Genomic DNA, 25,615 nt, shown 5'->3' on the forward strand with positions numbered 1-25,615 from the left:
AAGAGCGCGCGCTTGGAAATCGCGGACTGGAGGTTCGGCGCTTCGAGATGGACGCGCCCCGGCTCGGCAGGGGTACGGGTCGTGCCCCGCCCGGGGGCCATCGTCTCATCCATCGTCGCAGTCACCACGAAATCATAGGATGACCCGATGATGTGATGCAACGAATGTGAGGCAAGGTACGCTGTCCCCCGTGCAACCAGTCCGGCGCACGAGCCTCATCGCCCAGGTGACCGAGCAGCTTCGTGCCGAAATCCGTTCCGGCCGTTGGGCCGTCGGCTCGCGCATCCCCACCGAGCCCGAACTCACCGAACTCACCGGCACCGGCCGCAATACCGTGCGCGAGGCCGTGCAGGCCCTCGTGCACGCCGGCATGCTCGAACGCAGACAGGGTTCGGGCACCTACGTCATCTCGACCTCCACCCTCGGCGGCACCCTCACCGAGTACTTCGCCGACGCCCAGCAGCGCGACGTCCTCGAACTGCGCCAGGCCCTCGACACCACCGCCGCCCGGCTGGCCGCCACCCGCCGCGACGACCACGACATCGCCGAACTCCGGCGACTGCTCGACGACCGGACCCGGCTGTGGGACAGCGACTTCGACGCCGCCATCGAGGCCGACGTGCAACTGCACCGCGCCATCGTGGTCGCCAGCCACAACGCGGTGTACCTCGAGTTCTACGACTCACTGCTGCCGGTGATCGCCGCGGGCATCCGTTTCCGCTCCGCGCGCGAGGGCGAGACCTACCATGACGAGCACGCCGAGCTGGTGGCCGCGGTGATCGACGGCGACCCCGACCGGGCGGCCCGCACGGCCAACTGCTTCCTGGACTCGCTCATGGCTGAATACCGGACGCTCGATAAGAATTTCGGGTAACCGAAGGGTCACCATGCGAATCCGGGCCAAGTGAGCCCGAATTGTCATCTCCGTCATGGAAAAACACCCGGACGTAAAACGGGCTTCCTACGGTTGACGGGACCGCAGATGAGGGCGGTCGCATCAGCCGAGAGGACAACCGCTCATGGCAACAGTTATCGAGCCTACCGAAATCACGTATCAGAAACGCGGGCGCTGGATCGACCGTTGGGAACCCGATAACACCGAATTCTGGGAAAACGGGGGTAAACAGACCGCCCGCAAGAATCTGATCTTCTCGGTATTCGCGGAGAACCTCGGATTCAGCGTCTGGGTGCTGTGGGCCAGCGTCGTCACCGCCATGGGCTCGGCCGGATTCGCCTTCCTGGGCAAGAACAATCCCGACGCCGTGAACAACGCCCTGCTGCTCACCTCCACCCCGACCCTGGTCGGCGCGGCGCTGCGGGTGCCCTACACCTTCGCGATCCCCCGCTTCGGCGGCCGCGCGTTCACCGCGTTCAGCGCGGGCATGCTGCTGCTGCCCACACTGGGCCTGGCCTATTTCATCAACCAGCCCGGCACCCCCATGTGGGTGTTCATGCTGCTGGCCGCCATCGCCGGTGTCGGCGGCGGCAACTTCTCGTCCTCCATGGCGAATATCAACTTCTTCTTCCCCGAGGGCAAGAAGGGCGCGGCCCTGGGCATCAATGCCGCGGGCGGCAATCTCGGTGTGGCACAGACACAATTGTTCGTACCGCTCATCATCACGCTGGGCACCCACATCATGGCCAAGGACGCCGCCGGATACCGCTTCGGCATCACGCTCGCGGTGCTGGTGTGGATTCCGTTCATCCTCGCCGCCCTCGTCGGCGCGCTGCGCTACATGGACTCGCTGTCCGGCGCGAAATCCGATGGCACGTCCTACAAGCGGGCGCTGGCCAACCGCCACACCTGGGTGATGGCCATCCTCTACATCGGCACCTTCGGCTCCTTCATCGGCTTCTCCTTCGCCTTCCCGACCCTGCTCAAGGCCAACTTCCCGAGCCTGGCCAAGATCGGCTGGATGAGCACGCTGGGCAACCTGGCCTTCCTCGGCGCGCTGGTCGGATCCTTCAGCCGGCCCTTCGGCGGGTGGATCGCCGACAAGCTCAGCGGCGCCCGGATCACGCTCTACGTCTTCGGCGGCATGGCCTTCGCCACCGCGCTCATCGTGGCGTCGTTGTCCGCCAAGAACTTCCCGCTCTACCTGGCCTCGTTCCTGCTGCTGTTCGTGCTCAGCGGCATCGGCAACGGATCGACCTACCGGATGATCCCGATGATCTTCACCGCGGAAGCGCGGCGGCACGCCTCGGAGACCGGGCAGGACATCGGTGACGCGCTGATCTCGGCCAAACGGCAGGCGGGCGCGGCCATCGGCGTGATCGGCGCGATCGGCGCGGCGGGCGGCTGGATCCTGCAGCAGGCGCTGCGACTGTCGAACACCCACTACCACAGCATGAATCCGGCCTTCTGGGGCTACGTGGTGGCCTACCTCGCCATGGGCGCGCTGTGCTGGTGGTTCTACCTGCGATCCTCGTTCGCCGTCGGCCGGGCGCCCTCGCTCGCCCACGCGAACGTGTAAGACTCCCCAACCGCCCCTGGGGAAACGGAAAGGCCGCACCGGAATTCGTCGCCCGGTGCGGCCTTTCCGCATGATTTCGCGGGGACCCCTAGAGCAGCAGGCGGGTCATGTCCGCGGTGCGAGCCAGACCCGGGAACGCCTCGGGGGTCGAGCGCGGGTGCAGGGCGTGCACGGCCAGCCGGAACATGACCGCGCGCACCAGCATCTGCGGCCACTCGGGCAGCTGGGCCCAGCGCTCCAGCAGACCGTCGTCCGCGCCGCCCCAGGACAGGGCGTCCACCACGATGACCGCCGCCGCCCACGGCGCGGGACGCCAATAGGGGGTGATGTCGGTCAGACCGGGCGCGTAACCGCCGGAGAACAGCACGGTGCCGAACAGATCGCCGTGCACCAGCTGCGGGGGCGTGGTCACCGGCTTGCGCAGGGTCGACAACTGGGTGATCAGGGTCAGGCTGCGGTCGCCGTCCGGCGAGGTGGACGGCAGCATGCCGCCCAGCTTCAGGCTGCGCAGCGGAACCGCTTCCCACGCCGCCCGATCCGCGGCCGCGAACACGTCCACGTCGGCCCACGGCGCGACCGGCTGCGCGGCCAGGAAACGCGGACGTTCCAGTTGCGCGGTCACCTGGTGCAGCCGCAGCGACAGCGACACCACTTCGTCGTGCCGCGGTTCCGGCACGCCTTCGAGGTAGGTGTCGGCGCGCCAGCCGGATACGACGTACCGCCCATCGGTGGCCCGTACCGGCCGCGCCAGGCGCAGCCCGTCCACCCGCAGCGTCTCGCGCACCTTCGCCGACCAGGCGGCCCGGGCATGATCGGTCACCGGGCTCAGGACGACATCGCCACACCGCCAGCCGCCATCCCAGTTCCCCAACGGGACCGGCGGTTCCTCGCGCAACCCGAAGGTTGAGCGCACATGCTCAGGAGGTTCCACAACAGTCATCGTCACGCGCGTACGGTACCGCTGGCCAGGTTTTCGCGACTCTCGCCGCGCCGACCGTTCCACACGCCGAAACCATGGTGTGAAACACCGGCGACCGAGGCGTTACCTCCGGGCTCCCGGACCGCCGCCGAACAGGCCCCCGCGCTACCGCCGAGGGCCCGTCCGCGCGGACTCAGTAGACCGGCAGCGAGGGGTCGACCTGGTTGGCCCAGGCGATGATGCCGCCCTGCAGATGGGTGGCATCGGAGAAGCCCGCGTTCTTCAGGGCCGCGAGCGCCTCCGCGGAGCGGATACCGGTCTTGCAGTGCAGCACGATCGGGGTGTTCTGCGGCAGCTCCGACAGCGCCTCACCCGAGAGGATGCGGTCCTTGGGGATCAGGGTCGCGCCCTCGAGCCGGACGATGTCCCATTCCACGGGCTCGCGCACGTCGATGATGGCCACGTCCTTGCCCGCGTCCAGCATCTCCTTGAGCTCGCGGGCGGTGATGGTGGAGCCGATGGCCGCGGCCTGGCCCTCCTCCGACACCACGCCGCAGAAGGCGTCGTAGTCGATGAGCTCGGTGATGGGCTGACGCTCCGGATCGCGGCGCAGCTTGATGGTGCGGTAGCTCATGTCCAGTGCGTCGTACACCATGAGCCGGCCGAGCAGCGGGTCGCCGATACCGGTGATCAGCTTGATCGCCTCGGTCACCATGATCGAGCCGATGGACGCGCACAGCACGCCCAGCACGCCGCCCTCGGCGCAGGACGGGACCATGCCCGGCGGCGGGGCCTCCGGGTACAGGTCGCGGTAGTTGATGCCGCGGCCGTCGGGGGCGTCCTCCCAGAAGACCGAGACCTGGCCCTCGAAGCGGTAGATGGAACCCCACACGTACGGCTTGCCCGCCAGTACGGCGGCGTCGTTGACCAGGTAGCGGGTGGCGAAGTTGTCGGTGCCGTCCACGATCAGGTCGTACTGCCGGAACAGCTCGATCGCGTTGTCGGGCTCGAGCCGAATCTTGTGCAGCTCCACCGTGATTCCGGAATTGATCTCCAGAATCGAGTCGCGGGCGCTGTCGGCCTTGGAGCGGCCGATATCGGATTCGCCGTGGATGATCTGCCGCTGCAGGTTCGACGCGTCGACCTCGTCGAACTCGACGATGCCGAGGGTGCCGACACCGGCGGCGGCCAGGTACAGCAGCGCCGGGGAGCCGAGCCCGCCCGCGCCGATCACCAGCACCTTGGCGTTCTTCAGACGTTTCTGACCGTCCACCCCGAGATCCGGGATGATCAGATGGCGGCTGTAGCGGGCGACCTCGTCCCGCGTCAGCTCCGCCGCCGGCTCCACCAGGGGCGGCAGGGAGGGATGCGATGCTGTCACGTGTGCGGACTCCTCAATCGAATTCGCCGGAAACTCGCGGCCATTTCTGCAACACAGAGACCGGGGCCGTTCTTCCCCAAGCCTAGGCCCTGACGAACCGGGGTGATCAGAGGCCGGTCGGTAGCCCGAACGCCGGGAACAAGGCGGGCGCGTGGAACAGATCCATGCGGGCGACACCCGCGCGATCCAGCGTCAGCACATGCAGATTGGCCGCCTCGAAGCCACCGCCGGGCGTGCGCCGGACGTACGCGCCCAGGGCCGGGCGGCCGTTGGCGCGGGTGGGGAGCAGACGGAACGCCTCGCCGCGGGCGAACACCCGGGCCAGGAAGTCCGTGACGGCGTCGCGGCCCAGGAACCAGGCCTCGAACGGCGGCATCTGCAGCAGGGCGTCCTCGCGCAGGACCGCTTTGAGGGCCTCGATGTCCATGGTCTCGAACGCGGACACGTAGCGCTCCAGCAGTGCGCGCTGCAATGGCGGCAGATGCTGGAGCGCGGCCACGAACGCCAGCCGCACGCTCTCCCGGGCCGCCACCACCGCGGCCGGGTCGCCGTCGCCGAGCAGTGCGTCGGGAAACGGCTCCAGCCAAGGCAATTCGGGCGCGGGCGTCAGACGACCCGGGCCCACCACGGGATTCGGCTCCGAGATCCTGGGCGCGCTGCTCGGCGGGGTGGCGCTGCTGGCCGGGGTCGGGGTCTCGGCCGCCATGCCCGCGGTGCAGAACGCGGCCATCAGCTCGGTCGGGCCGGAAGCCATCGGCACCGCCTCGGGGGTGTACAACGCCATGCGGCAGCTCGGCGGAAGCTTCGGGATCGCGGTCACCTCAGCGGTTTTCACCGTCGGCGGCGGCTACGGGTCCGATGTGGCCGTGCAGCACGGGTTCCGGGCCGCGGTTCTCACCGCCGCGGCGAGTGCCGCTCTCGGGGCATTGGCCGGACTGGGAGTGGCGCGACACCGGCGTTCCGCCGCAATGGAATCCGCGCGACCCGCGACGACCGAGCTGCCCGGCGCCGCGCCCGAGGTCGCTCAGGCGCGGGGGTAGGGCCAGGGGTTGAAGCGGCAGGTCTTGCCGTCCATCGGCACCACGCCTTCGGGATCCAGCTTCGCGATGTCGTTGTTCCGGGTCCCGAAGGTCTGCTGCATCATGACCGGGGCCAGCCCGCCGTCGGTCTCGCACGGCTGATGCTCGTGGTAGCCGAGGGCATGGCCCACTTCGTGATTGATCTGGTACTGCCGATACGAGCCGACGTCACCCTCGAAGGCCGGGGCCCCGCGCACCCACCGCACCTCCGAGAGCACGACGCGGCCCAGTTCGGTGTTGTAGCAGGAGGAGTCGACCGGGATCTCGAAACCGCACGACTTGCGGGTGGTGTCCCGCGAGGTCAGCGAGATGCGGAAGTCCGGGTTGCCGGCGTCGACGCGGCGCAGCGCGAAGCGCGGATCATGGGTCCAGGACTTGGGATTGGCGAGAGTGGCGTCGATCATCTGCGCCACCGCCGCGTCACCGCCCAGGGACGCGGTGTCCACCCCGTTCTCGATCTCGACGGAGTAGGTGAAGGCATGCTGGGTGCCGGTGCCGACCTGCGCGGTGGTGCCCGGAATCACCCGCCAGGTGCCCGCGCCGGTGTCGGTGTAGGCCCCGCCGGGCGGGACCGCGCCGGTGGGCAGGTCGACGGCGTACTTGCCGTCGCCCTTGGGCGCGCCGCCGATGATGCGGCCCGGCTTGTCGGTGTACTCGCTCAAGCGTCCGAATCCGGGCAGCCCGGCATCGCTGTCACCGGTGTGGCGGAAGGCGTCGACGGCGACCACAACGGTGATCACCAGCAGCACCGGCAGCGCGTAGGCGCGCCAGCCGTAGGTGTTCACGAACCGGCCCAGCGGACTCTGCTTCTTGGTCTCGCGGTCGGGGCGCGGGCGATTGCGGGCGTCGGCGGGCGGGGAAGTCGGGTCCCAGCGGGCGCGCAGCGGCTGATGCGGCAGCGGGCGGTCCTCGGCGGGGAGATCCGGATCGGGTGGCGCGATGAGCCCAGAAGATACCGACGGGCCGGTCTCCGATGCGCCGTCGTCGTCGAACAAACCGAGCGGATCGTAGATCGGCCCGCTGGGTCTACCCCGTCGCTTGTTGCCGGCGGCCTTCTCGGTCACGCCTGACAGACTCTCACAGCCCGGCCGGTCGCCGAGAGCTGCCGTCCCAGCCCGTGATCATTGCTGCGAGATATCTCACGCTAATGCGGCAGACCTCACAAATCGGAACATGTGCTACACAGTTGTGATCGGCCTCGCATAATCAATGCGAGCATCACGCGACCAATATTCGGAACCTGGATCGGCAGCGGCCCCCTGAGCGCGTATCGTTCGTGGGATACCGGTGAACATCCTTCCCACCGGGAATCAACTGGGAGAAATAGGCAATGACTGACCTCGTGGACCGGATGACATCGCACCGTGTGTCGTCCGAGGCCATGGCGACGAGCAAGCGCGGCACCCGTCTGCCCCGCGAGGCGCGGCGCGCGCAGCTTCTCGCCGCAGCCAGCGAGGTCTTCGTGCAACGCGGCTATCACGCCGCCGGCATGGATGAGATCTCGCAGTGCGCCGGCGTCAGCAAACCGGTGCTCTACCAGCACTTCTCGAGCAAGCTCGAGCTGTACCTGGCGGTGCTGCAGAACTACGTCGACGTGCTGGTGTCGAGCGTGCGCCAGGCGCTGCGCTCCACCACCGACAACAAGCAGCGCGTGCGCGCCGCCGTCGCGGCGTACTTCGACTTCGTCGACCATGAAACCCAGGGCTTCCGCCTGGTTTTCGAATCGGATCTGACCAATGAGCCGCAGGTGCAGCGCCGGGTCGAGCAGGCCACCGAGGCCTGCGTGGACGCGGTGTTCGACCTGGTCGCCCACGACTCCGGTCTGGACCCCTACCGGGCCCGCGTCCTCGCGGTCGGCCTGGTCGGCGCCAGCCAGCTCAGCGCGCGGTACTGGCTCGAGGCGGACCGGCCGATCCCCAAGGACGACGCCGTCGACACCACGGTCGCGCTGTGCTGGGGCGGACTCAAGCACGTTCCGCTGCACCCGATCGATTGAGAGATAACAACTCTCGTTGAATCAAAAAGAATGGCCCGCCGACAAAGTCGGTGGGCCAATTCTTTTCGCGCGATCTACCGCGTCGCGCGCGGGAAACTAGACGGCGGCGAAGCCGACACGACCCGAGGACGGAGCGCCGATCTCGACATAGGCGACCTTCGCGGCCTGGATCAGGAACTTGCGGCCCTTCTCGTCGGTGAGCGCCACGACGCCGCCCTCACCCTGCAGCGCACCGCTGACGAGCGCCTCGACCTCGGCCGGGGTCTGCGAGCTGTTGATGACGAGCTCACGCGGGCTATCCGAAATGCCGATCTTGACCTCCACGGCCAACCTCCGAACCTAGAGTCGTAGTCCTGTCCCGATCACGCTAGCGCAGGCGCGACCGCCATCGGCCCCGACCGCCTGCGCTGATAGCGAAACTCAGCCCAGACCGAGCACGCGCATGCGCTCCGCGTGACTGTTCTGCATGTGCTCGAACAGCGTGGCGATGCCGTTCAGGTCGCCGGTCGCGATGAGCACCAACTCGGTGAGCTCATCGCGCTGCGCCATCACGTACTGCGCCTGGGTGATCGCCTCGCCCAGCAGCCGGCGGCCCCACAGCGCCAGCCGGTCGCGCTCGGAGCGGTTCTGCGCGACCGCGCCGCGCACCTCCTCGATCACGAACTCGGAGTGGTTGGTCTCGGCCAGCACATCGCGCACCACGTCGGCGACCTCGGGAGCCAGGGCGCCGGCGATCTCGGTGTAGAAGTCGGCGGCGATGCCGTCGCCGACGTAGAACTTGACCATCGACTCCAGCCAGGTGGAGGGGTCGGTGGAGGCGTGATAGGCGTCCAGGGCGCGCACGAACGGGGCCATGGCGTCGAAGACATCCGTGCCGCGGTCGGCGAGGGCGCTTTCCAGGGTCTGGAAATGCTCGGCCTCGTTACCCGCCATCTTGGCGACAGCCACCTTGCCGCGCAGCGTGGGCGACAGCTTGGCCTCTTCGGCGAGACGGTAGAAGGCGGAGATCTCGCCGTAGGCGAGGACGGCGAAAAGGTCGGTGACACCCGGGTGTTCGGCGGCGATGAGGTGGCCCGTGGGCTCCGGGACGGTGGACGAGTTTGCTCCCATGGGTCACCACCCTAGCCCCAGAAATTGACGGGCACCGGTCACCGATCAGGCCAGGTCGCGCAGGAACTTGTCCAGATAGGTCCACGTGGTGTCACGGGCGATGAGGATGCCGAGGTGCGAGCCGGGGGCGGTCTCGTACCGCACATCCGGCGACCCGGTCAGGGTCTTCGTCCCGTGCTCCACGGCCGCGGCCGCGGTGATCGCGTCCCGCGGTCCGCCGACCAGCAGCACCGGCTGGGTGACCTCGGCCAGCGCGATCTCACGCTCGCCCAGCCGCAGCCCGCCCTTGCCGATGTCGTTGTTGAGGATGAAGCGACCCCACAGCTGGTTGTAGAACCGTCCCGGATAGCCGGGCAGCGAATTCTGGAACCGGTCGATGGTCTCCATCCGGGCCAGCGTCGCGGTGTCGGCGATATTGCTCGCGATGAACAGGGGGCGCTCGAGTTCCCGGTTCCAGGCGGTGGCCCGGTACGCGAACCGGGTGATCTGCGCCGAGACGCCGCCGAGGGCCCGGATCGCGGTGGTGGCGGTGCGGCCGCCGTCGAGGCGGGCCAGTGAGCGCAGTTCGCGCGCGCCGAACATGTGGTCGTAGCTCAGGGGCGCGCCCACCGCGGTGATCGAGCGGATCGGCAGGGTCTGGTCGGCCGCGGCGGTCAGCAGGGCCAGCACGCCGCCGATGGACCAGCCCACCAGGTCCACCGGGCGGCCACCGCGATCGGCTGACACCTGGCGGATGGCCTCGGGCAGGATGTCGTCGATCCAGGTCTCGAAGCCCATGCGGCGGTCGTCGAAGGTGATGTCGCCGTAGTCGACGAGGTAAGGGGCGCGGCCGGAGTCGAGCAGGAACCGGGCCAGGCTCTGGTCGGGGCGCAGGTCGAAGCAGAAGGCGGGCGCGGCCAGCGGCGGCACCAGCAGCACGGCCGGATCGTCGGGGCCCGCGCCGTCGTAGCGGCGCAGTTCGCGATGCGGCGCCTCGGACAGCACCGTCGAGGGGGTGGGATCGGGGGCCTCGATGCCGTCGCCGAACGTCAGGGCCCACGCGTTGCGCGCAGCGGTTGTCACGGTGTCTGCCAAGCTCACGGCACCACCATGACAGATAGTGGTACACGACGTATCACACATGTGAGCAACTCAACTGCCGATGACGCGGCCCGCGCCGGCTCCCGGACCGAATTATGGTGCGCCGCAATCATTAACGCTACTGCGAAACCCCGGATCGGACCCCTGTCCGATATCGATAAGCGCGCCTACCAGCGCAATAATGCCGCACATCGGCGGTGGCGGAAAACAGGGCGAAGGTTGTATCACGCTACAATCTCCGCGGACGGTGGAAATTCATACCCGCCAGTCCATGGAAAATGTGCGCGCACTCCGATCCGCAGCACTGCACCGCCGCGCCAGGTCGACGCCCATCCCCCCGGACAGGCATCCCAGCAGCGGCGAGAAACCGGATCTAGTGGTCGTCGCGGGCCGTCCGGGTCCGCCCCACGCCTCGTGCGCGCGAGACGCGATAACGAGGAAAGGCAAGAACCTGAGCAAGATCACCGTAGAGCAGGAACCGGGTGTGGCGGACACGCTGCTGACCGCGGAACTCGACGACACCCACCTCGCTCCCACTTTCGCCGAATTGGGCGTGCGCCCCGAAATCGTCCGGGCCCTCGCCGACATCGGCATCGAACGCACTTTCGCCATTCAGGAACTCACCCTGCCGCTCGCGCTGGCCGGTGAGGATCTCATCGGCCAGGCCCGCACCGGTATGGGTAAGACCTTCGGTTTCGGTGTGCCGCTGCTGAACCGGATCGCCACCGCAGGCTCCGGCACCAAGACTCTCGACGGCACCCCGCGCGCCCTGATCATCGTGCCGACCCGCGAACTCTGCATGCAGGTCACCGAAGATCTGGAGAACGCCAGCAAGTACCTGAAGGACGACCACGGCACCCCGGTGCGCGTGACCGCCATCTACGGCGGCCGCCCCTACGACACCCAGATCGCGGCGCTGCGCGCCGGCGTCGACGTGGTCGTCGGCACCCCGGGCCGTCTGCTGGATCTGGCCCAGCAGAACCACCTGATCCTGGGCAAGGTGGAGGTGCTCGTCCTCGACGAGGCCGACGAAATGCTGGACCTGGGCTTCCTGCCCGATATCGAGCGGATCCTGAACATGGTCCCCGAACAGCGGCAGACGCTGCTGTTCTCGGCCACCATGCCGGGCCCGATCATCACCCTGGCCCGCACCTTCCTGAGCCGGCCCACCCACATCCGCGCCGAGGAGCACCACGAATCCGCGGTGCACGACCGGATCACCCAGCTGATCTACCGGGCCCACGCGCTCGACAAGAGCGAGCTGGTCGCCCGCATCCTGCAGGCCGAGACCCGCGGCGCGACAATGATTTTCGCGCGCACCAAGCGGACCGCGCAGAAGGTCGCCGACGATCTGGCCGAGCGTGGCTTCGCGGTCGGCGCGGTCCACGGCGACCTCGGGCAGATCGCCCGCGAGAAGGCGCTGAAGAAGTTCCGCGAAGGCAAGATCGACGTGCTGGTCGCCACCGACGTGGCCGCCCGTGGCATCGACATCGACGACGTCACCCACGTCGTCAACTACCAGTGCCCCGAGGACGAGAAGACCTACGTGCACCGCATCGGCCGCACCGGCCGCGCGGGCAAGACCGGCGTCGCGGTCACCCTGGTCGACTGGGACGAGCTGAACCGCTGGGCCATGATCGACAAGGCGCTGGGCCTCGGCATCCCGGAACCCGCGGAGACCTACTCCCGCTCCCCGCACCTGTACGAGGAGCTCGGCATCCCGCAGGGCGTCACCGGCACCGTGCGCAAGGGCCCGGCCCCGCGCGACGAGGACGCCGTCGTCGTCGAACGCGAGCGCCGCGCGCCGCGGGAACGCAACCGCCGCCGCACCCGTGGCGGCCGCCCCGAGGGTGACGCCGCCCCGGCCGCCACCACCACTGAAACCGTTGCCGCCGAGACGGATTCGACCACCGGCGATCCGGAGAAGACCGGCCGCCGTCGTCGCCGTCGTCGCCGCGGCAAGGGTGGCGCGGAGACCAACGCGACCGTCCAGGCCACCACCTCGGTGGAGACCGAGGCCGCCGCCGAACCCGCGGGCGAGACCCCGGCCGAGGGTGGCCGCAACCGCCGCCGCAACCGCCGTGGCAGGCGCTCCGAGAACGGCACCGTGGAGGTCACGACCGAGAACGTGACGGGTGACGCCGCGTCCGGCGAGAGCCGCCCGGCCGAGGCCACCACCGCCGTCGCGGCTCCCGTCGCGGCGCAGGACCAGGCTCCCGCGGTTGCCGCGACGACCGATTCCGGTGCGGAAGCGACCGCGACGACCGCTCCGCGCAAGCGCACCCGTGCCGCCAAGGCGGCCGCGCCGGTGACCGAGACGGATTCGGCCGCCGAGGCCGTGGTGGTCGAGGCCGCGTCGCAGGATGCGGAAGCGCCGCGCAAGCGCACTCGCCGCAAGGCCACCGCCGAGGCCGGTTCGGCGATTGTCGCCGACAGCGCCGTGGCGGACCCGAAGCCCGAGGCCGCCGTGGTCGCGGAGACCGCGCCGGAGGCGGCGGCACCGCGTAAGCGGGCCGGCCGAACCAAGGCGACCGCCGAATCCGCTACCAGCGCAAACGGTTCCGCCGCAACGGTGACCGCCGAGAGCGATGCGGATGTCGCGATGGCCGCGCCGAAGAAGCGGGCGAGCCGCGCCAAGGCCGCCGTCGAGGCAGTGACCGAGGAGTCGGGTGCGGTCGCCGAGGCGGCGCCGCGCAAGCGCACTCGCAAGGCCGCGGCCGAGACCGTCGCCGAGGCTCCGGCCGCGGAGACCGTCGAGGCGCCGAAGAAGGCTCCGGCCAAGCGGACTCGCAAGGTCGCCGCCGCGGCTGCCGACACCCAGGCCGAACCCGCCGACAGCAAGACGGAGCCGGCCACCAACGGCAAGGCGAAGTCCGCCACCGCGAAGGCCGCGCCCGCCAAGGCCAAGGCCGGGGCGAAGAAGGCGACCGCTGAGGTCGTGGCCGAGGCGGAGGCGCCGAAGAAGCGGGTTCGCAAGGCCGTGAAGGCGGCGGCGAAGTCCGAGGTCGAGGCCGTCGAGTCGGGTACCGCGGCAAGCGGTTCCGAAGCGGCCCCGGTGAAGCGGACACGTCGCAAGAAGACCGAGGACGGGGCGGAGGGCGCCGTCACGGTGGCCGACACCGCGGTCGCGGCCTCGGCCTAGTCCACCGGATCGGCTACTCTCGCTGTCGTGCTCGCACCCGAGCGGCGGACGCGCGCCGATATTCTCACCGCTGTCGCGATCGCCGCTCTGGTGGCGATCGCGACAGTGGTCGTGGTGCTGACCAGCGGTGTTCGCGGTACCCACGCCAGTACCGCCACCCGCACCCTGCCCGCGCCGATCTCCACCGATCCGGTGCCCCAGCAGGTCGCGGAGCTGTGGCACGCCCCCGACGGGGCGACCCAGCGGTCGCTGGTGGTGGGCGGCGTGGCCGTCACCGCCGACGGCGGCACGGTGTCGGGGCGCGATCCCCGCACCGGCGAGCAGGTGTGGACCTATGAGCGGGATCTGCCGCTGTGCGCGGTGGAGGTCCAGTTCGGCACGGTCATCGCCACCTACCAGGATCAGCGCGGGTGCAGTCAGACCACTCTGCTCAACGCCGAGAACGGATCTCGGGTGGCGGCCCGGTCCAGCTACATGGACGACAAGATCACGCTGGCCCCCGACAGCACCTACATGCTGGCGCAGGGTCCGCGGCGGCTGGAACTGTGGCGTTCGGACATGGTCCGCACCCTCGAGTACGGCTATGTCGACGCCCCGGTGAATCCGCACACCCAGCCGCGCAGCGGCTGCACCCTGCTGTCGGCGGCTTCGGCTCCCAGCCGGGTGGCGGTGCTGGAACGCTGCCCGAACGAGGCGGCCGCGCGGCTGACCATCCTCAATCCCGCGCCCAAGGACGGCACCACGCCGGAGGAGTACAGCTCGCACGTGCTCACCGAGCCGGGCGGCGCGGTCGACGGGGCGAAGGTGATCGCGGTGTCCGACACCAGGATCGCGCTCTACCTACCCGGAACCCCGTCCACCACACCGGTTCTCGCGCTCTACGACGTGAACGGCAATCTGGTCGCCACGCACCAGATGCCGGCGTTCTCCGACACCGCCATGGTGGCGCGGCTGTCGTCGGGCTACTTCGTCTTCACCGGTGAGGCGCTGGTCGCGCTGAACCTCGCCACCCTGGACCCGCTGTGGGGCACCCACAATGTGCTCGGCACCGCCGCGATGATGTCCGGCCAGCTGATCGCTCCGATCCCGGACGGACTGGCCATCCTGGATCCCGCCACCGGCGCACAGACTTCACGAATCCCACTGCAGCGCAGCGACTATCACAAGGAACCCATCTCGCTCGGAGTGTCCGGAACCGTGTTCCTGGAACGCCGGGGCACGCAGGTGTACGCAGTCGGCGCCCGCTCCTGAGCGGTCGTATGCCACCGCGACAGCGGATTTCGCAACGGCCGGGGTAACTCCCCGGGGACGCCCAGGGTCGGATCGGCTCCCAACCGCCGGCACGGGTGCGCAATTCCGACGGCAATCTGTCGCCCGCCGAGTATTCGGGGAGGCGGTGGAGCATGATCGATTCATGAGCGGTGGCGAATTTCGGCTGGTATTGCTTCGACACGGGGAGACTGCCTGGTCGGCCGCGCGGCGCCACACCGGGCGCACCGACATACCGCTCACAGAACTCGGGGAGGCCCAGGCTCGGGCGGCCGGAAAACTGCTGTACGACCTGGACCTGTCGAATCCCCTGGTGCTCAGCAGTCCCAGGCAGCGGGCGCTGCGGACCGCCGAACTGGCCGGGCTGAGCGGGGTCATCGTCGACGACGACCTGGTGGAGTGGGATTACGGCGAATACGAGGGCCTGACCACGCCGGAGATCCAGCGGATGTCGCCCGGCTGGACCATCTGGACCGGGGAGGTCCCCGAGGGCGAGACCGCCGACCACGTCCGTAAACGCGCCGACCATGTGCTGGCCACGGTCATCCCCGAACTCGCCACCCGCGACGTGGTGCTGGTCGGGCACGGTCACTTCTCGCGCGCTCTGATCGCCCGCTGGGCCGAGTTCGAGGTGGCCGAGGGCCGCCGGTTCTACCTGTCGACCGCCGCGGTTACGGTGCTGGGACACGACCATCGTGCGCGAACCGTGCTCGCGCACAATCTGGTCGCGCCGCTGGAACCGATGGAAGGAAACCCCGAATGATCCGCCGCGCCACACCCGACGACGTTCCCGCGCTGGTGGGTCTGGTCCACGATCTGGCCGAGTACGAGAAGGCCCCCGAGGAGTGCACGCTCACCGAGGAGCAGCTCCGGACCGCGCTGTTCGGGCCCACGCCCGCGCTGTACGCGCATGTCGCCGAGAGCGATCACGGCGTGGTGGGCTGCGCCATCTGGTTCCTGAACTACTCCACCTGGAAGGGCGTGCACGGGATCTACCTGGAGGATCTCTACGTCAAGCCGGAGGCGCGCGGGCGCGGGCTGGGCAAGAGCCTGCTGGCGACGCTGGCCCGGGAGGCCGTGGAGCAGGGGTACGCGCGGGTGGACTGGTCGGTCCTCACCTGGAACACCCCGAGTATCGACTTCTACCGGTCCATCGGGGCCGAGCATCAGCACGAGTGGACCGGCTATCGGCTCTCCGGTTCTCCCCTGGCGCGCCTGGCGTCGCACGCCGACGACTGAGGGCCGAGAGGCCCGGGAAAGCGCTCGCTCACCCAGGAGGTGGGCGAGCGTCCAAAAATCGGCTCGGCGGCCGCCGAGCCGGGCGCGCGGCGCTACTCCGAGCCCGAGCCGTACCCCTCGGCCATCCACTTGACCGAGGCGGGCGCGAACAGCGCGCCCAGAGTTCCCAGCGCCAGCAACCCCAGCGGCGTCCCGAATTCGGGCCGCCCCGAGGTGAACATGTAATACGCGACACCGAGCAGCAACAGCTGGGTCAACGTCGCCAGCGCCCGCCCCCAGCGCTTGCCGCGCATGAGCGTGAGCCCCGCCGCCAGCACCGCGCCGCCGAGGATCGCCGCGTACCCGGCGGTGAGATAGCTGTTCTTCGCGCTCTGCGCCTCGCCGTTCAGGCCGACGATGATCAGGATGACCATCGCCACCAGCCCGGCCGCGCCCTCGAGCGCGACCAGCGCCCCCGCGACCCGCACGGTCGTGGGCACGCCCCCGGCCTGCGCGGCCCCGGCCCCGGTGTCGCCCGCCGACTTGCTCTCGCCCTGGTTCTGCTCAGCCACGCCCCCAGCCTACGACCGAGCGTCGTTGGCGAATGCATCCGCACGGCGTTTGACCAGTTGAGAACTGGCACTGGAAGGTTCGCGGCCGTCTCGTTCTGGACTGACGGAGCGGGGGAGCGAAGCGGAGGAGCGGAGGAGGGAAGAACGAGACTTCGGGGCCGCGAACCAGCCGGAGCGAAGCGGAGGCAGAATGGCACCGTGCGGACGCTGCTGATCGTGAACCCGAATGCCACTTCGACCACTCGGTCCACTCGCGATCTGCTCGCCCACGCACTGGAAAGCCGCACCGAACTCACCGTCCGCCAGACCGAGCGCCGGGGGCACGCCGCCGAATTGGCGAGCTGGGCCGCCGACAATCGGATGGATCTGATCGTCGTGCACGGTGGCGACGGCACCGTGAACGAGACGATCAACGGTTTCCTCCCGCTGCCCGGGCAGCCGCAGCGCGAATGGCTGCCGCGGCTGGGCATCATTCCGGGCGGTTCGGCGAACGTGTTCGCGCGCTCGCTCGGCATCGAGCCGGATCCGGTGACCGCGACCAATCAGCTCATCGATCTGGTGGCCGACAGCGCGGATCGCCGCATCGGTCTGGGCGTGGCCGACGATCGCTGGTTCTGCTTCAGCGCGGGAGTGGGCCTGGACGCGGACGTGTGCGAGGCCATCGACGAGAAGCGCGCGAAGGGCAAGGCCGCCACGCCCGCTCGTTATCTGCGCACCACGGTCAAGCAGTTCTTCCGCGCCAAACGCCGTGCCCCGCAAGTGACCTTGGACATTCCAGGTCACGAACCGGTCACGGATGTGCATTACGCATTCGTGACCAACGCCAGTCCCTGGACGTATCTCGACAACACGCCCGTGGTCACCAACCCGGGGACCAGATTCGAATCCGGTCTCGGGGTGTTTGCCATGCGCACCATGGGTGTTCTGCCCACCTTGATGGTCGCGAGACAGTTGCTGGCAGCCCAGGGGGATCCCAAGGGCCCCACATTGTTTCGCGAGGACGACGTTCCGGGCGTAACCGTCACGGCGGAAGAACCGATCGGGTTGCAAATCGACGGCGACTTCATCGGTCGCCGCAACATGGTGAATTTCACAGCCGTCCCGGATATCCTCGATGTGGTCGCGCCGAAGCCCTAGCCGGCTCGACACACCTGAGAAAACTCGTTGTTGCGCTGCGAAAACCCGCTCGACCGAGTACAAATGACACGGCGGACCCCCATGTAGGGGTCTTACAGCGTGAGCTTCCCCACGGTGCACCAGGTATCTATTGACATCTACGGTGTTCGTGAAAGCATTCACAAGCAACCGTGCGGAAACATTCGAGTCGCACAAGTGAACGGACCACAAACCCGAGGGGCAGCGCCATGCGTGCCCTAGCAAAGGAGCAGAGGAATGGACTGGCGCCACAAGGCCATCTGTCGCGACGAGGACCCCGAGCTGTTCTTCCCGGTGGGTAACAGTGGTCCGGCGCTCGCGCAGATTGCCGATGCCAAGCTGGTCTGCGCTCGCTGCCCTGTCACCGCTGACTGCCTTTCCTGGGCCCTGAAGTCGGGCCAGGATGCCGGCGTGTGGGGTGGAATGAGCGAGGACGAGCGTCGCGCGCTGAAGCGTCGCAACGCGCGCACGCGCACCCGCAGCGTCGTCTAACCACCTAGACGACAAGGCGTTACGGCCCAACCCAGCCTCGGGGCCGCAGCGCAATTCGGCCCGGCACCAACACAGGTGCCGGGCTTCAGTGTGTAAATGGCCGACTCGCGGCTCCCGCAGGGGCTTCGCCCCCGAACCCCGACGAGAAGAATTCCCCGGGCAATTCCCGTTCAACGGGATTCGCGCCTCGAACGAAAGTTCGGGCGCGGCTTTTCAGCTCACGCCCGAACTTATGCGTCGAAGTTGATATTTCAGCGCGCGGAGCGCCGGCCGAGCGGAACTCGCAGCACCGCGTCGGTTCCGACATCGGCTCCGGGGTGAAGTCCGATCGAGCCGCCCAATTCCGCCGTGACCAGTGTGCGGACGATTTGCAGGCCCAACCGGTCGGAGGCCTCCAGGCTGAATCCGTCGGGCAGGCCGCGGCCGTCGTCGCTGATGATGACGTCCAGCCAGCGCGCCGAACGCTCGGAACGGATTGTGACCGTACCGTTCTCACCCGCGTCGAAGGCGTGCTCGATGGCGTTCTGCACCAGCTCGGTCAGCACCATGACCAGCGGGGTGGCGCGTTCGGCGGAGAAGACGCCCAAGGATCCGGCGCGGCGGACCTTGATGCGGGCGGTGTGCACGGTCGCCACGTCGGCCATGATCGGCAGCAGGCGGTCCACCACCTCGTCCAGATCGACCTCTTCGTCAACCGACATCGACAACATTTCGTGCACGGACGCGATGGAGGTGACCCGGCGGACCGATTCGGTCAGCGCCAGGCGGGCCTCCTCGTTCTCGGTGCGGCGGGCCTGCAGGCGCAGCAGCGCGGCCACCGTCTGCAGGTTGTTCTTCACCCGGTGGTGGATCTCGCGGATTGTGGCGTCCTTGGACAACAGCGCGCGGTCGCGGCGCTTCACCTCGGTCACGTCGCGGACCAGCACGGCGGCGCCGCCGAGCTCACCGTGCGGGCGCAGCACCAAGGTGCGCAGCAGCACGGTGGCGCCGCGCGCCTCGACTTCCATTCGGCGCCCGCCCTTTCCGGCCAGGGCCGCCTGGATGTCGCCGACCACCTCCTGCGCGTCGAACGGGTCGGTGATGAGCGAGCGCGTGGTCAGCGCCAGGTCCTGGCCGACCAGATCGTTCTGCAGACCCATGCGGTGATACGCCGACAGCGCGTTGGGGCTGGCGTAGACGACGGTGCCCTCGGTGTCGAGCCGGATGAAACCGTCGCCCGCGCGCGGGCTGGAATGCGAGCCGGTGCGGTCCTCGAGCGCCGGCCAGGTGCCGTCGGCGACCATCTGGCACAGGTCGTCGGCGCAGGACATGTAGGCGATCTCGAGACTGGACCGCATCTTGCGGCGCTGGGTGTCCGTATCGCGGCCGAGGACGGCGATGATGTCGTCGCCGACCCGCACCGGAATGGCCTCGCGCATGGCGTGCACGGGATGCGGGTGATAGACCCCGGTCAGGGCGGTGTCGGCCTCGAAGCGCTGGATTTCGCAGTTCAGCAGGGCCTCGAACACGTGCGGATTGGCCTCTTTGGTGGCGTATCCGCCGACCAGGTCCTCCGGGTGCACGGTGGGGGCGGTGGTGGGGCGGCACTGCGCCACGCAGACCACCTCCGCGCCCTCGGTCACCGGTCCGGTGCCCACCCACAGCAGCAGATCCGCGAAGGACAGATCCGCCAGCAGCTGCCAATCCCCCACCACCCGCTGCAAATGGTCGACCGCCGCGCCCGGTAGATCGGTGTGCTCGGCCAGTAGCTCACTCAGGGTCGACATTCACCCACACTCCTCTGTTCCCACGTCGGGTGTATGTTCCCACGCGACACGGCAAGGATGCGTCAGGAGCGGGCGGGGCTCGCGCTCAGGAGATGACGGCGATCAGGTCGCCGGGCTGCAGGACGTCGCCGGGCTTGACGTTGATCGAGGCCACGGTGCCGGGTCCCTCGACGATGACCGGGATCTCCATCTTCATCGACTCGAGCATGACCACGGGGTCGTCGGCCTTCACTTCGTCGCCGACGGAGACCAGGATCTCCTGCACGGTCGACACCATCTCGGCCAGCACTTCCTCAGCCATGAACACCTCTCGCTTTCGAGTCACCTGTAGCCCCTGAAGGTACAGCAGATCACGCGTGAAAGAATGGCGACCGACTGAAGGGAGATTACCTATGGGTAAGCGTGGACGTAAGAAGCGTGGCCGCAAGAAGAATGCCGCCAACCACGGCAAGCGGCCGAACGCCTGAGCTGCTTCGATAAGCTCGAAAACTGCTGAGCGGCACCACTTCCCACCGGGGAAGGGTGCCGCTCAGCTGTATCCGGGATGTCTTATTCGGCCGGTTCGATCCGGGTCTCGACCACGGTGTAGCTGGTCCGGATCTCCATGGTCAGGCGCTGCCGGAGCGAGTCCGGTGCGCGATCGCCGCCGCACTTGCGGTTCAGCAGCGACTTGAGTTTCTCCTCCAGGCCGTAGGCCTCGACGCACGGCGAACAGCGGTCGATGTGCTCCCGCAGCCGCGCCTTCACGGTCTCGTCGCACTCGTTGTCCAGGAGCAGCCAGACATCGGCGAGCACCGCCGAGCAGTCCAGTTCTTCCATCTCGTCGCTCACTGGGTTACCTCCTCGCGCGCCGCATCGCTGCCCGACCGGTTGAATCCACGTTCCCGCGCCACGTCCGCGAGCAGGCCCTTGAGCTGCTTGCGGCCCCGGTGCAGGCGGGACATGACAGTACCGATGGGAGTACCCATGATCTCGGCGATTTCCTTGTAGGGGAAGCCCTCCACATCGGCGTAGTACACCGCCATCCGGAACTCCTCCGGCAGCGACTGCAGAGCGGCCTTGATGTCGTCGTCCGGCAGCGCCTCGAGCGCCTCCATCTCCGCGGAGCGCAGGCCCTGGGAGGTGTGCTCGGCGGTGGCGGCGAGCTGCCAGTCGGTGATCTCGTCGGTCGGATACTGCGCGGGCTGGCGCTGCTTCTTCCGGTACGAGTTGATGTAGGTGTTGGTGAGGATGCGGTACAGCCAGGCCCGCAGGTTGGTGCCCTCGCGGAAGGACTTGAAGCCCTGGTAGGCCTTGGCGAAGGTCTCCTGCACCAGGTCCTCGGCATCGGCCGGGTTGCGGGTCATGCGCAGGGCCGCGCCGTAGAGCTGGTCCAGCAGCGGCAGCGCGTCGCGTTCGAACCGGGCGGCCAGTTCGGCCGTCGATTCGGAGCTTCTGGCCCCGGATTCGCTCACTTCGTCGTCATAGTCGACCGCTTGGTCGTCACCGGCGTCGATGCTGTCCGCATCGTCATCACGCCGGCGATCGACCATGTCGTCGTCGCTCGTCACGCTAATCCCTTCGATCGCCGTAGCAATTGAATCTACCGCGAACAGGGATTCGGCCCGGAAACCGGTTGGTCGCTCCTCGAGCAGAACGGACACCGACTCCTCCTTGGTCATGGGATCGAGTGCTTCCCGTCCGTGGGCCCGACGGTTGCCGAGAAGCGCGTATCGCATGCAACAGGGTGAACGCTCCGCCTGTTCCCACACTCTGAAATCGGCTTGCGCGCGGTGTCTAGGGTGAGCCGCATGGCCGCTTCTACTCCCGCGATCAAAGCCCTGGTACAGGCGAAGGTGGAGCATCGGGTGCACGCGTATGCCCATGACCCGCGCAGTGATTCGTACGGCGCGGAGGCGGTGGACGCGCTGGCGGCCGAGGTCGGGGTGAGCGCCGGGCAGATCTTCAAGACGCTGGTGATCGACCTGGGTTCGGGCGGGCTCGCGGTGGCGGTGCTGCCGGTTCCGACCACGCTGTCACTGAAGGCGGCGGCCGCGGCGCTGGGCGGCGGCAAGGCGGCGATGGCGGACAAGGCGAAGGCCGAGCGCACGACCGGCTATGTGCTGGGCGGGATTTCGCCGCTGGGGCAGAAGAAGCGACTGCCGACGGTCGTCGATTCCTCGGCGCTGGAGTGGGATCGGGTGTTGTGCAGCGCGGGCAAGCGCGGGCTGGAGATCGAGCTCGCGCCTGCGGATCTGGTGCGGCTGACGGGGGCGGTGACCGCGGCGGTCGCGGTGGCCTGACCTGCCGATTCCTGGGCGAATTGTCCGATTCGGCCGTGAGCGGAGACACAACCTCCGGAAATCCCTTGCCAAGGGACAACTATGTCGGAATACTTGCGCCGTACAACTAGTTGCCTTTTACAAGCAATTGCCCGACGCAAGGAGGTGAGACCGACCGTGACCGACGATGACCCGGCGACCAGCACCGACATCGACGACGGCCTTGTCGATGCCATCGCCTACGAGATCGCCCGGCTCACCAAGCTGCGCGATCGCACCAACGCGCAGATCTCGGCCCTCACCGGGGGCGAGATCGAACCGGCCGCGTTCAGCATCCTGTTCCAGCTGATCCACGGCGGCCCGAAACGCTCGGGCGCGCTCGCCGAGGCCCTGTACTCCGACGCCTCGACCATCAGCCGCCAGGTCGCGAGCCTGGTCAAACGCGGACTCATCGAACGCCGCGCCGACCCCGCCGACGGCCGCGCCAGCGTGCTCGACGTGACCCCCGCCGGACGGACCGTGGCCGCCCAGATCCGGGCCCGCCGCAACGATTCGCTGCGCGACATGCTCACCGACTGGGCCCCCGGCGAACGGGAGGTCTTCTCCCGGCTGCTGCGTCGCTTCGTCGACGGCTACGAGGGGACCCGGCAACGCATGCTGGCCGATATCGCGGCCCACAAAGACCTGAAATCCTATTACGAACCCGCGGAGAGCAATTCGTGACAACCCAAGCGACAGTGGCGGAGCCGGAACTCAATTCGGCCGGCTTCACCCACAAGCAGATCCTGGTGATCATGAGCGGCCTGATGATGGGCATGCTGCTGGCCGCCCTCGATCAGACCATCGTGTCGACCTCCATCCGCACCATCGCCGATGAGCTGCAGGGCTATTCGGCGCAGGCGTGGGTCACCACCGCCTACCTGATCACCTCGACGCTGGCCACCCCGCTCTACGGCAAGCTGTCGGACATGTACGGCCGCAAGCCGTTCTACCTCGCCGCCATCACCATCTTCGTGGCCGGGTCACTGGCCTGTTCCGTCGCGACCTCGATGTACCAGCTGGCCGCCTTCCGGGCCTTCCAGGGCCTGGGCGCGGGCGGTCTGATGTCGCTGGCGCTGACCATCATGGGCGACATCGTGTCCCCGCGGGAACGCGCCCGCTATCAGGGCTACTTCCTGGCCGTGTTCGGCACCTCCAGCGTGGTGGGGCCGGTCATCGGCGGTCTGCTCTCGGGCACCGACCAGATTCTGGGCGTCACCGGCTGGCGCTGGGTGTTCCTGGTGAACGTGCCGATCGGCATCATCGCGCTGGCCGTGGTGACCCGCGTGCTCAAGCTGCCCAAGCGTCCCGGCAACAAGGTCGCCATCGACTGGATGGGCATCTCGGCGCTGGTCGTCGGTCTGGTGCCGCTGCTGGTGATCGCCGAGCAGGGCCGCGAATGGGGTTGGACCAGTGGACATGCCATCATCTGCTACGCCCTCGGCGCGTTCGGCGTGCTGACCTTCATCGCGGTCGAGGCCAAGCAGGGCGACGCCGCGCTGATCCCGCTGCGCATGTTCAAGAACTCCACCTTCGCCCTGGGCGTGCTCATCTCGGTGGTGGTCGGCGCGGCCATGTTCGGCGGCATCACCCTGCTGCCGCAGTACCTGCAGGTGGTGCAGGGCGCGAGCCCGACCAAGGCGGGTCTGCTGATGCTGCCGCTGGTGGCGGGCATGATGACCGGCTCGATCCTGGCGGGTCAGCTGATCTCGCGGACCGGACGGTACAAGTTCTTCCCGCCGGTCGGCGCGGGGCTGCTCACCGCGGGCCTGTTCCTGCTGCACCTGGTCTCGGCCGACACCAAGCTGTGGATCGTCATGATCTTCATGGCCATCACCGGCTTCGGCCTGGGTAACCTGATGCAGCCGCTGACCCTGGCGCTGCAGAACGCGTTGCCGCCCAAGGACATGGGCGTGTCCACCGCCGCCGCGACCTTCTTCCGGCAGATCGGCGGCACCCTGGGTGTGGCGGTGTTCCTGTCGGTGCTGTTCACCCAGCTCACCCCGAACATCACCACCTCGCTCGAGCACGCCGCCCAGCAGCCCGCCTACGTGCAGGCCATCCAGGACGGCCGGAACAGTGACAACCCGGTCGACAAGCAGGTCGCCAACGGGCTGATCGCCAAGGATCCGGAGGTCGCGAAGCAGGTGCTCAACGACAGCTCGGTCATCCAGAAGCTGGACCCGACCCTGGCGCATCCGTTCAAGGAGGGCTTCGCCGAGTCCATGGACCGGGTGTTCCTGGCGGCCACCGCGGTCGCGCTGATCGCCTTCCTGCTGGTGCTGTTCTGGAAGGAGGTGCCGCTGCGGACCGCGGGCGGCATCCAGGCCCGGGACGAGGCCGCCGAGAAGGCGGATCCCGCGACGGTCTGACCGGCGACAATCGAATCGACAGTGCCCCCGCCGCGGAGACGCGGCGGGGGCACTGTCATTTCACTATCCCGGCGGTTTTCTGTGAGTTACTGGGGAGCGAGCAGTGAGGTTGTTGTGAACGTGTGCAGTCCGCAAGGTCCGTTCGAACCCGAGGATGTGATGCGGTTATGTCTCGCAATCGGCGCATTGGCACGGCTGTCGCCACCGGAACACTGATCCTGGCACTGGGCGCGGGCCCATTGACAGCCGTCACCGCGATGGCCGAGCCCGTCCCCGTCCCCGTCGCGCCGCAGGGGCCCAGCTTCCCGGACCCGGGCACACCGGGCGGCGGAGCGCAGCCGAAGAAGGACGAGAGGGTGGAGAAGGCCGAGGCGCTCGGCGGCGGCATCATCACGAAGATGATCGACTCGTCGGCCGAAACGCTGAGATGCACACTGAATATCGCTCTGCCGACAGTGAAGTGCAAATAGCGCGTCGAACGTTCACGGGCCGGTCAGATCAGGCTGATCTGACCGGCTTGTTCGTCCACAGCCGCCAACAGGTCGGGTCCATTGTTCTTCACACTGTTCACCAGCGACGGGACCTCACGGATCAGGATGTCCGAAACCGCCGCGGCGGCGGGTGTTTCCAGCAGTTCCTCCGGGGCCGGGTGATCCGGGTCCAGCCAGGCGGCCCAGTGCTCGCGCGGCATGGGCAGCGGCATGCGGTCGTGCACCTTGGTGAGATCGCCGACGGCGTCGGTGGTCAGGATCGTGCAGGACAGCAGCGGCTGCGCGGCGTCACCGAGCTCGCGGTCGCGCCAGACCGACCACAGGCCCGCCATATAGAGGCGGCCGCCGTCGGCGCGGGACATGAAGTACGGGCGCTTGACGGCCTTGCCGGCGCCGCCCGCCTCGGTGATCCACTCGTACCAGCCGTCCATCGGCACCAGGCAGCGGCGCTTCTTCACCGCGTCGCGGAACGAGGCGGTGGTGGCGGCCTTGTCGGCGCGGGCGTTGAAGAGCGGTTTGCCCTTCACCGGGACGCCCGGTTCGGCGGTCTTGGTCCAGGGTGGGATCAATCCCCAGCGCATGGCCCGGACGCGCAGGGCGGCCGGGTCCTCGGGGTGGTCGCGGTCGTGGCGTTCGACGACGGTGAGCACCTGGTTGGTGGGGGCCACGTTGTAGTTGGGGTCGAAGCCCTTGTCGCCGGTCTCGTCGATGGCGTCGAGCTCGACGGCCAGCTTCGCGGGATTCGTCGTGGTCGCGTATCTACCGCACATGCCGACCATGCTGCCACCGGTCACCGACA

Annotated in this window: 27 protein-coding genes and 1 pseudogene; 15 read left to right on the top strand and 13 right to left on the bottom strand. The window is 68.4% G+C overall.

Annotated elements, in window-relative coordinates; all coding sequences use genetic code 11:
• Positions 1-190 precede the first annotated feature (190 nt).
• Both ACQP06_RS28905 and ACQP06_RS28910 read left to right on the top strand, forming a co-directional pair.
• Positions 191-874: a FadR/GntR family transcriptional regulator gene (locus ACQP06_RS28905; RefSeq protein WP_379277676.1), complete on the top strand. Its 684-nt coding sequence runs from the start codon at positions 191-193 to the stop codon at positions 872-874.
• A 145-nt stretch (positions 875-1,019) separates the two neighbouring features.
• The gene (locus tag ACQP06_RS28910; protein ID WP_433667808.1) at positions 1,020-2,474 is read left to right on the top strand and encodes an MFS transporter; all 1,455 of its coding nucleotides are present in this window, start codon (positions 1,020-1,022) and stop codon (positions 2,472-2,474) included.
• Between the two features lie 88 nt (positions 2,475-2,562).
• Here ACQP06_RS28910 and ACQP06_RS28915 read toward each other — a convergent pair whose 3' ends face one another.
• The 3 genes from ACQP06_RS28915 to ACQP06_RS28925 all read right to left on the bottom strand — a co-directional run bounded on the left by ACQP06_RS28915 (position 2,563) and on the right by ACQP06_RS28925 (position 5,528).
• On the bottom strand, positions 2,563-3,414 hold the full coding sequence (locus tag ACQP06_RS28915; RefSeq protein WP_357087345.1) for a TIGR02569 family protein: 852 nt from the start codon (positions 3,412-3,414) through the stop codon (positions 2,563-2,565).
• 172 nt (positions 3,415-3,586) lie between these two features.
• Entirely contained in the window at positions 3,587-4,774 is a 1,188-nt protein-coding gene (gene moeZ, locus ACQP06_RS28920) for an adenylyltransferase/sulfurtransferase MoeZ (RefSeq protein WP_433667810.1), read from the bottom strand.
• A gap of 106 nt (positions 4,775-4,880) precedes the next feature.
• Complete coding sequence (locus ACQP06_RS28925) at positions 4,881-5,528, bottom strand: nuclear transport factor 2 family protein (protein ID WP_433667812.1); 648 nt, start codon at positions 5,526-5,528, stop codon at positions 4,881-4,883.
• Between ACQP06_RS28925 and ACQP06_RS28930 the strand changes: the two genes are divergently transcribed.
• Positions 5,488-5,814 carry a hypothetical protein gene (locus ACQP06_RS28930; RefSeq protein WP_433667814.1) on the top strand — a complete coding sequence of 109 codons (327 nt, stop codon included), beginning with the start codon at positions 5,488-5,490 and terminating at the stop codon, positions 5,812-5,814. The two genes, ACQP06_RS28925 and ACQP06_RS28930, sit on opposite strands and share 41 nt — an antisense overlap.
• Here the strand turns inward: ACQP06_RS28930 and ACQP06_RS28935 are convergent.
• Complete coding sequence (locus ACQP06_RS28935; protein WP_433673456.1) at positions 5,799-6,794, bottom strand: DUF3152 domain-containing protein; 996 nt, start codon at positions 6,792-6,794, stop codon at positions 5,799-5,801. The genes ACQP06_RS28930 and ACQP06_RS28935 overlap by 16 nt on opposite strands.
• Before the next feature lie 389 nt (positions 6,795-7,183).
• Between ACQP06_RS28935 and ACQP06_RS28940 the strand changes: the two genes are divergently transcribed.
• Positions 7,184-7,849, top strand: coding sequence for a TetR/AcrR family transcriptional regulator (locus ACQP06_RS28940; RefSeq protein ID WP_433667816.1), 666 nt, complete (start codon positions 7,184-7,186; stop codon positions 7,847-7,849).
• A 96-nt stretch (positions 7,850-7,945) separates the two neighbouring features.
• Here ACQP06_RS28940 and ACQP06_RS28945 read toward each other — a convergent pair whose 3' ends face one another.
• From ACQP06_RS28945 to ACQP06_RS28955, 3 genes are all read right to left on the bottom strand, one after another.
• Positions 7,946-8,173, bottom strand: a complete 228-nt coding sequence (locus ACQP06_RS28945; protein WP_213559758.1) for a DUF3107 domain-containing protein — start codon at positions 8,171-8,173, stop codon at positions 7,946-7,948.
• A gap of 96 nt (positions 8,174-8,269) precedes the next feature.
• Positions 8,270-8,959, bottom strand: a complete 690-nt coding sequence (locus ACQP06_RS28950; RefSeq protein ID WP_433667818.1) for a ferritin-like fold-containing protein — start codon at positions 8,957-8,959, stop codon at positions 8,270-8,272.
• A 45-nt stretch (positions 8,960-9,004) separates the two neighbouring features.
• Positions 9,005-10,039 (bottom strand): alpha/beta fold hydrolase, encoded by a 1,035-nt coding sequence (locus ACQP06_RS28955; RefSeq protein ID WP_433667820.1) that lies wholly within the window; start codon positions 10,037-10,039, stop codon positions 9,005-9,007.
• A 430-nt stretch (positions 10,040-10,469) separates the two neighbouring features.
• Between ACQP06_RS28955 and ACQP06_RS28960 the strand changes: the two are divergent.
• The 4 genes and pseudogenes from ACQP06_RS28960 to ACQP06_RS28975 all read left to right on the top strand — a co-directional run.
• A pseudogene (locus ACQP06_RS28960) lies at positions 10,470-11,892 on the top strand (DEAD/DEAH box helicase); the annotation flags it as partial.
• A 1,316-nt stretch (positions 11,893-13,208) separates the two neighbouring features.
• The gene (locus ACQP06_RS28965; protein ID WP_433667822.1) at positions 13,209-14,432 is read left to right on the top strand and encodes an Rv3212 family protein; all 1,224 of its coding nucleotides are present in this window, start codon (positions 13,209-13,211) and stop codon (positions 14,430-14,432) included.
• Between the two features lie 163 nt (positions 14,433-14,595).
• Complete coding sequence (locus ACQP06_RS28970) at positions 14,596-15,213, top strand: acid phosphatase (RefSeq protein ID WP_433667824.1); 618 nt, start codon at positions 14,596-14,598, stop codon at positions 15,211-15,213.
• Positions 15,210-15,689, top strand: coding sequence for an N-acetyltransferase family protein (locus ACQP06_RS28975; protein WP_433667825.1), 480 nt, complete (start codon positions 15,210-15,212; stop codon positions 15,687-15,689). Before ACQP06_RS28970 ends, ACQP06_RS28975 begins: the two co-directional genes overlap by 4 nt.
• 92 nt (positions 15,690-15,781) lie before the next feature.
• Here ACQP06_RS28975 and ACQP06_RS28980 read toward each other — a convergent pair whose 3' ends face one another.
• A complete protein-coding gene (locus tag ACQP06_RS28980; RefSeq protein WP_433667827.1) occupies positions 15,782-16,240 on the bottom strand; it encodes a hypothetical protein in 459 nt (152 codons plus the stop codon).
• 198 nt (positions 16,241-16,438) lie between these two features.
• Between ACQP06_RS28980 and ACQP06_RS28985 the strand changes: the two genes are divergently transcribed.
• Together ACQP06_RS28985 and ACQP06_RS28990 are read left to right on the top strand one after the other, a co-directional pair.
• Positions 16,439-17,377 carry a diacylglycerol/lipid kinase family protein gene (locus tag ACQP06_RS28985; RefSeq protein WP_433667829.1) on the top strand — a complete coding sequence of 313 codons (939 nt, stop codon included), beginning with the start codon at positions 16,439-16,441 and terminating at the stop codon, positions 17,375-17,377.
• Between the two features lie 255 nt (positions 17,378-17,632).
• The gene (locus ACQP06_RS28990; protein WP_033087439.1) at positions 17,633-17,887 is read left to right on the top strand and encodes a WhiB family transcriptional regulator; all 255 of its coding nucleotides are present in this window, start codon (positions 17,633-17,635) and stop codon (positions 17,885-17,887) included.
• A 251-nt stretch (positions 17,888-18,138) separates the two neighbouring features.
• On the opposite strand, the gene ACQP06_RS28995 is transcribed toward ACQP06_RS28990, so the two are convergent.
• A complete protein-coding gene (locus tag ACQP06_RS28995; RefSeq protein ID WP_433667831.1) occupies positions 18,139-19,653 on the bottom strand; it encodes a sensor histidine kinase in 1,515 nt (504 codons plus the stop codon).
• Positions 19,654-19,738: 85 nt separating this feature from the next.
• Complete coding sequence (locus ACQP06_RS29000; protein WP_213559751.1) at positions 19,739-19,954, bottom strand: biotin/lipoyl-binding carrier protein; 216 nt, start codon at positions 19,952-19,954, stop codon at positions 19,739-19,741.
• A 91-nt stretch (positions 19,955-20,045) separates the two neighbouring features.
• Between ACQP06_RS29000 and ACQP06_RS29005 the strand changes: the two genes are divergently transcribed.
• The gene (locus ACQP06_RS29005) at positions 20,046-20,120 is read left to right on the top strand and encodes a 50S ribosomal protein bL37 (RefSeq protein ID WP_153805149.1); all 75 of its coding nucleotides are present in this window, start codon (positions 20,046-20,048) and stop codon (positions 20,118-20,120) included.
• A gap of 82 nt (positions 20,121-20,202) precedes the next feature.
• Here the strand turns inward: ACQP06_RS29005 and rsrA are convergent, their stop codons facing one another.
• Both rsrA and ACQP06_RS29015 read right to left on the bottom strand, forming a co-directional pair.
• Positions 20,203-20,472: a mycothiol system anti-sigma-R factor gene (gene rsrA / locus ACQP06_RS29010; protein ID WP_246598627.1), complete on the bottom strand. Its 270-nt coding sequence runs from the start codon at positions 20,470-20,472 to the stop codon at positions 20,203-20,205.
• Positions 20,473-20,480: 8 nt separating this feature from the next.
• A complete protein-coding gene (locus tag ACQP06_RS29015) occupies positions 20,481-21,209 on the bottom strand; it encodes a sigma-70 family RNA polymerase sigma factor (protein ID WP_379095821.1) in 729 nt (242 codons plus the stop codon).
• A 234-nt stretch (positions 21,210-21,443) separates the two neighbouring features.
• On the opposite strand from ACQP06_RS29015, the gene ybaK reads away from it, so the two are divergent.
• The 4 genes from ybaK to ACQP06_RS29035 all read left to right on the top strand — a co-directional run bounded on the left by ybaK (position 21,444) and on the right by ACQP06_RS29035 (position 24,795).
• Positions 21,444-21,935, top strand: a complete 492-nt coding sequence (gene ybaK, locus ACQP06_RS29020; RefSeq protein WP_379278411.1) for a Cys-tRNA(Pro) deacylase — start codon at positions 21,444-21,446, stop codon at positions 21,933-21,935.
• A 156-nt stretch (positions 21,936-22,091) separates the two neighbouring features.
• Positions 22,092-22,637, top strand: a complete 546-nt coding sequence (locus ACQP06_RS29025; RefSeq protein ID WP_433667833.1) for a MarR family winged helix-turn-helix transcriptional regulator — start codon at positions 22,092-22,094, stop codon at positions 22,635-22,637.
• Positions 22,638-22,708: 71 nt separating this feature from the next.
• Positions 22,709-24,325, top strand: coding sequence for an MDR family MFS transporter (locus ACQP06_RS29030; RefSeq protein ID WP_433673457.1), 1,617 nt, complete (start codon positions 22,709-22,711; stop codon positions 24,323-24,325).
• A 167-nt stretch (positions 24,326-24,492) separates the two neighbouring features.
• Entirely contained in the window at positions 24,493-24,795 is a 303-nt protein-coding gene (locus ACQP06_RS29035) for a hypothetical protein (protein WP_433667834.1), read from the top strand.
• A 23-nt stretch (positions 24,796-24,818) separates the two neighbouring features.
• On the opposite strand, the gene ACQP06_RS29040 is transcribed toward ACQP06_RS29035, so the two are convergent.
• The gene (locus ACQP06_RS29040) at positions 24,819-25,586 is read right to left on the bottom strand and encodes an SOS response-associated peptidase (protein WP_433673458.1); all 768 of its coding nucleotides are present in this window, start codon (positions 25,584-25,586) and stop codon (positions 24,819-24,821) included.
• Between the last annotated feature and the right edge of the window lie 29 nt (positions 25,587-25,615).

The organism is Nocardia sp. CA-136227 (assembly GCF_050955695.1).
Lineage (GTDB): Bacteria > Actinomycetota > Actinomycetes > Mycobacteriales > Mycobacteriaceae > Nocardia.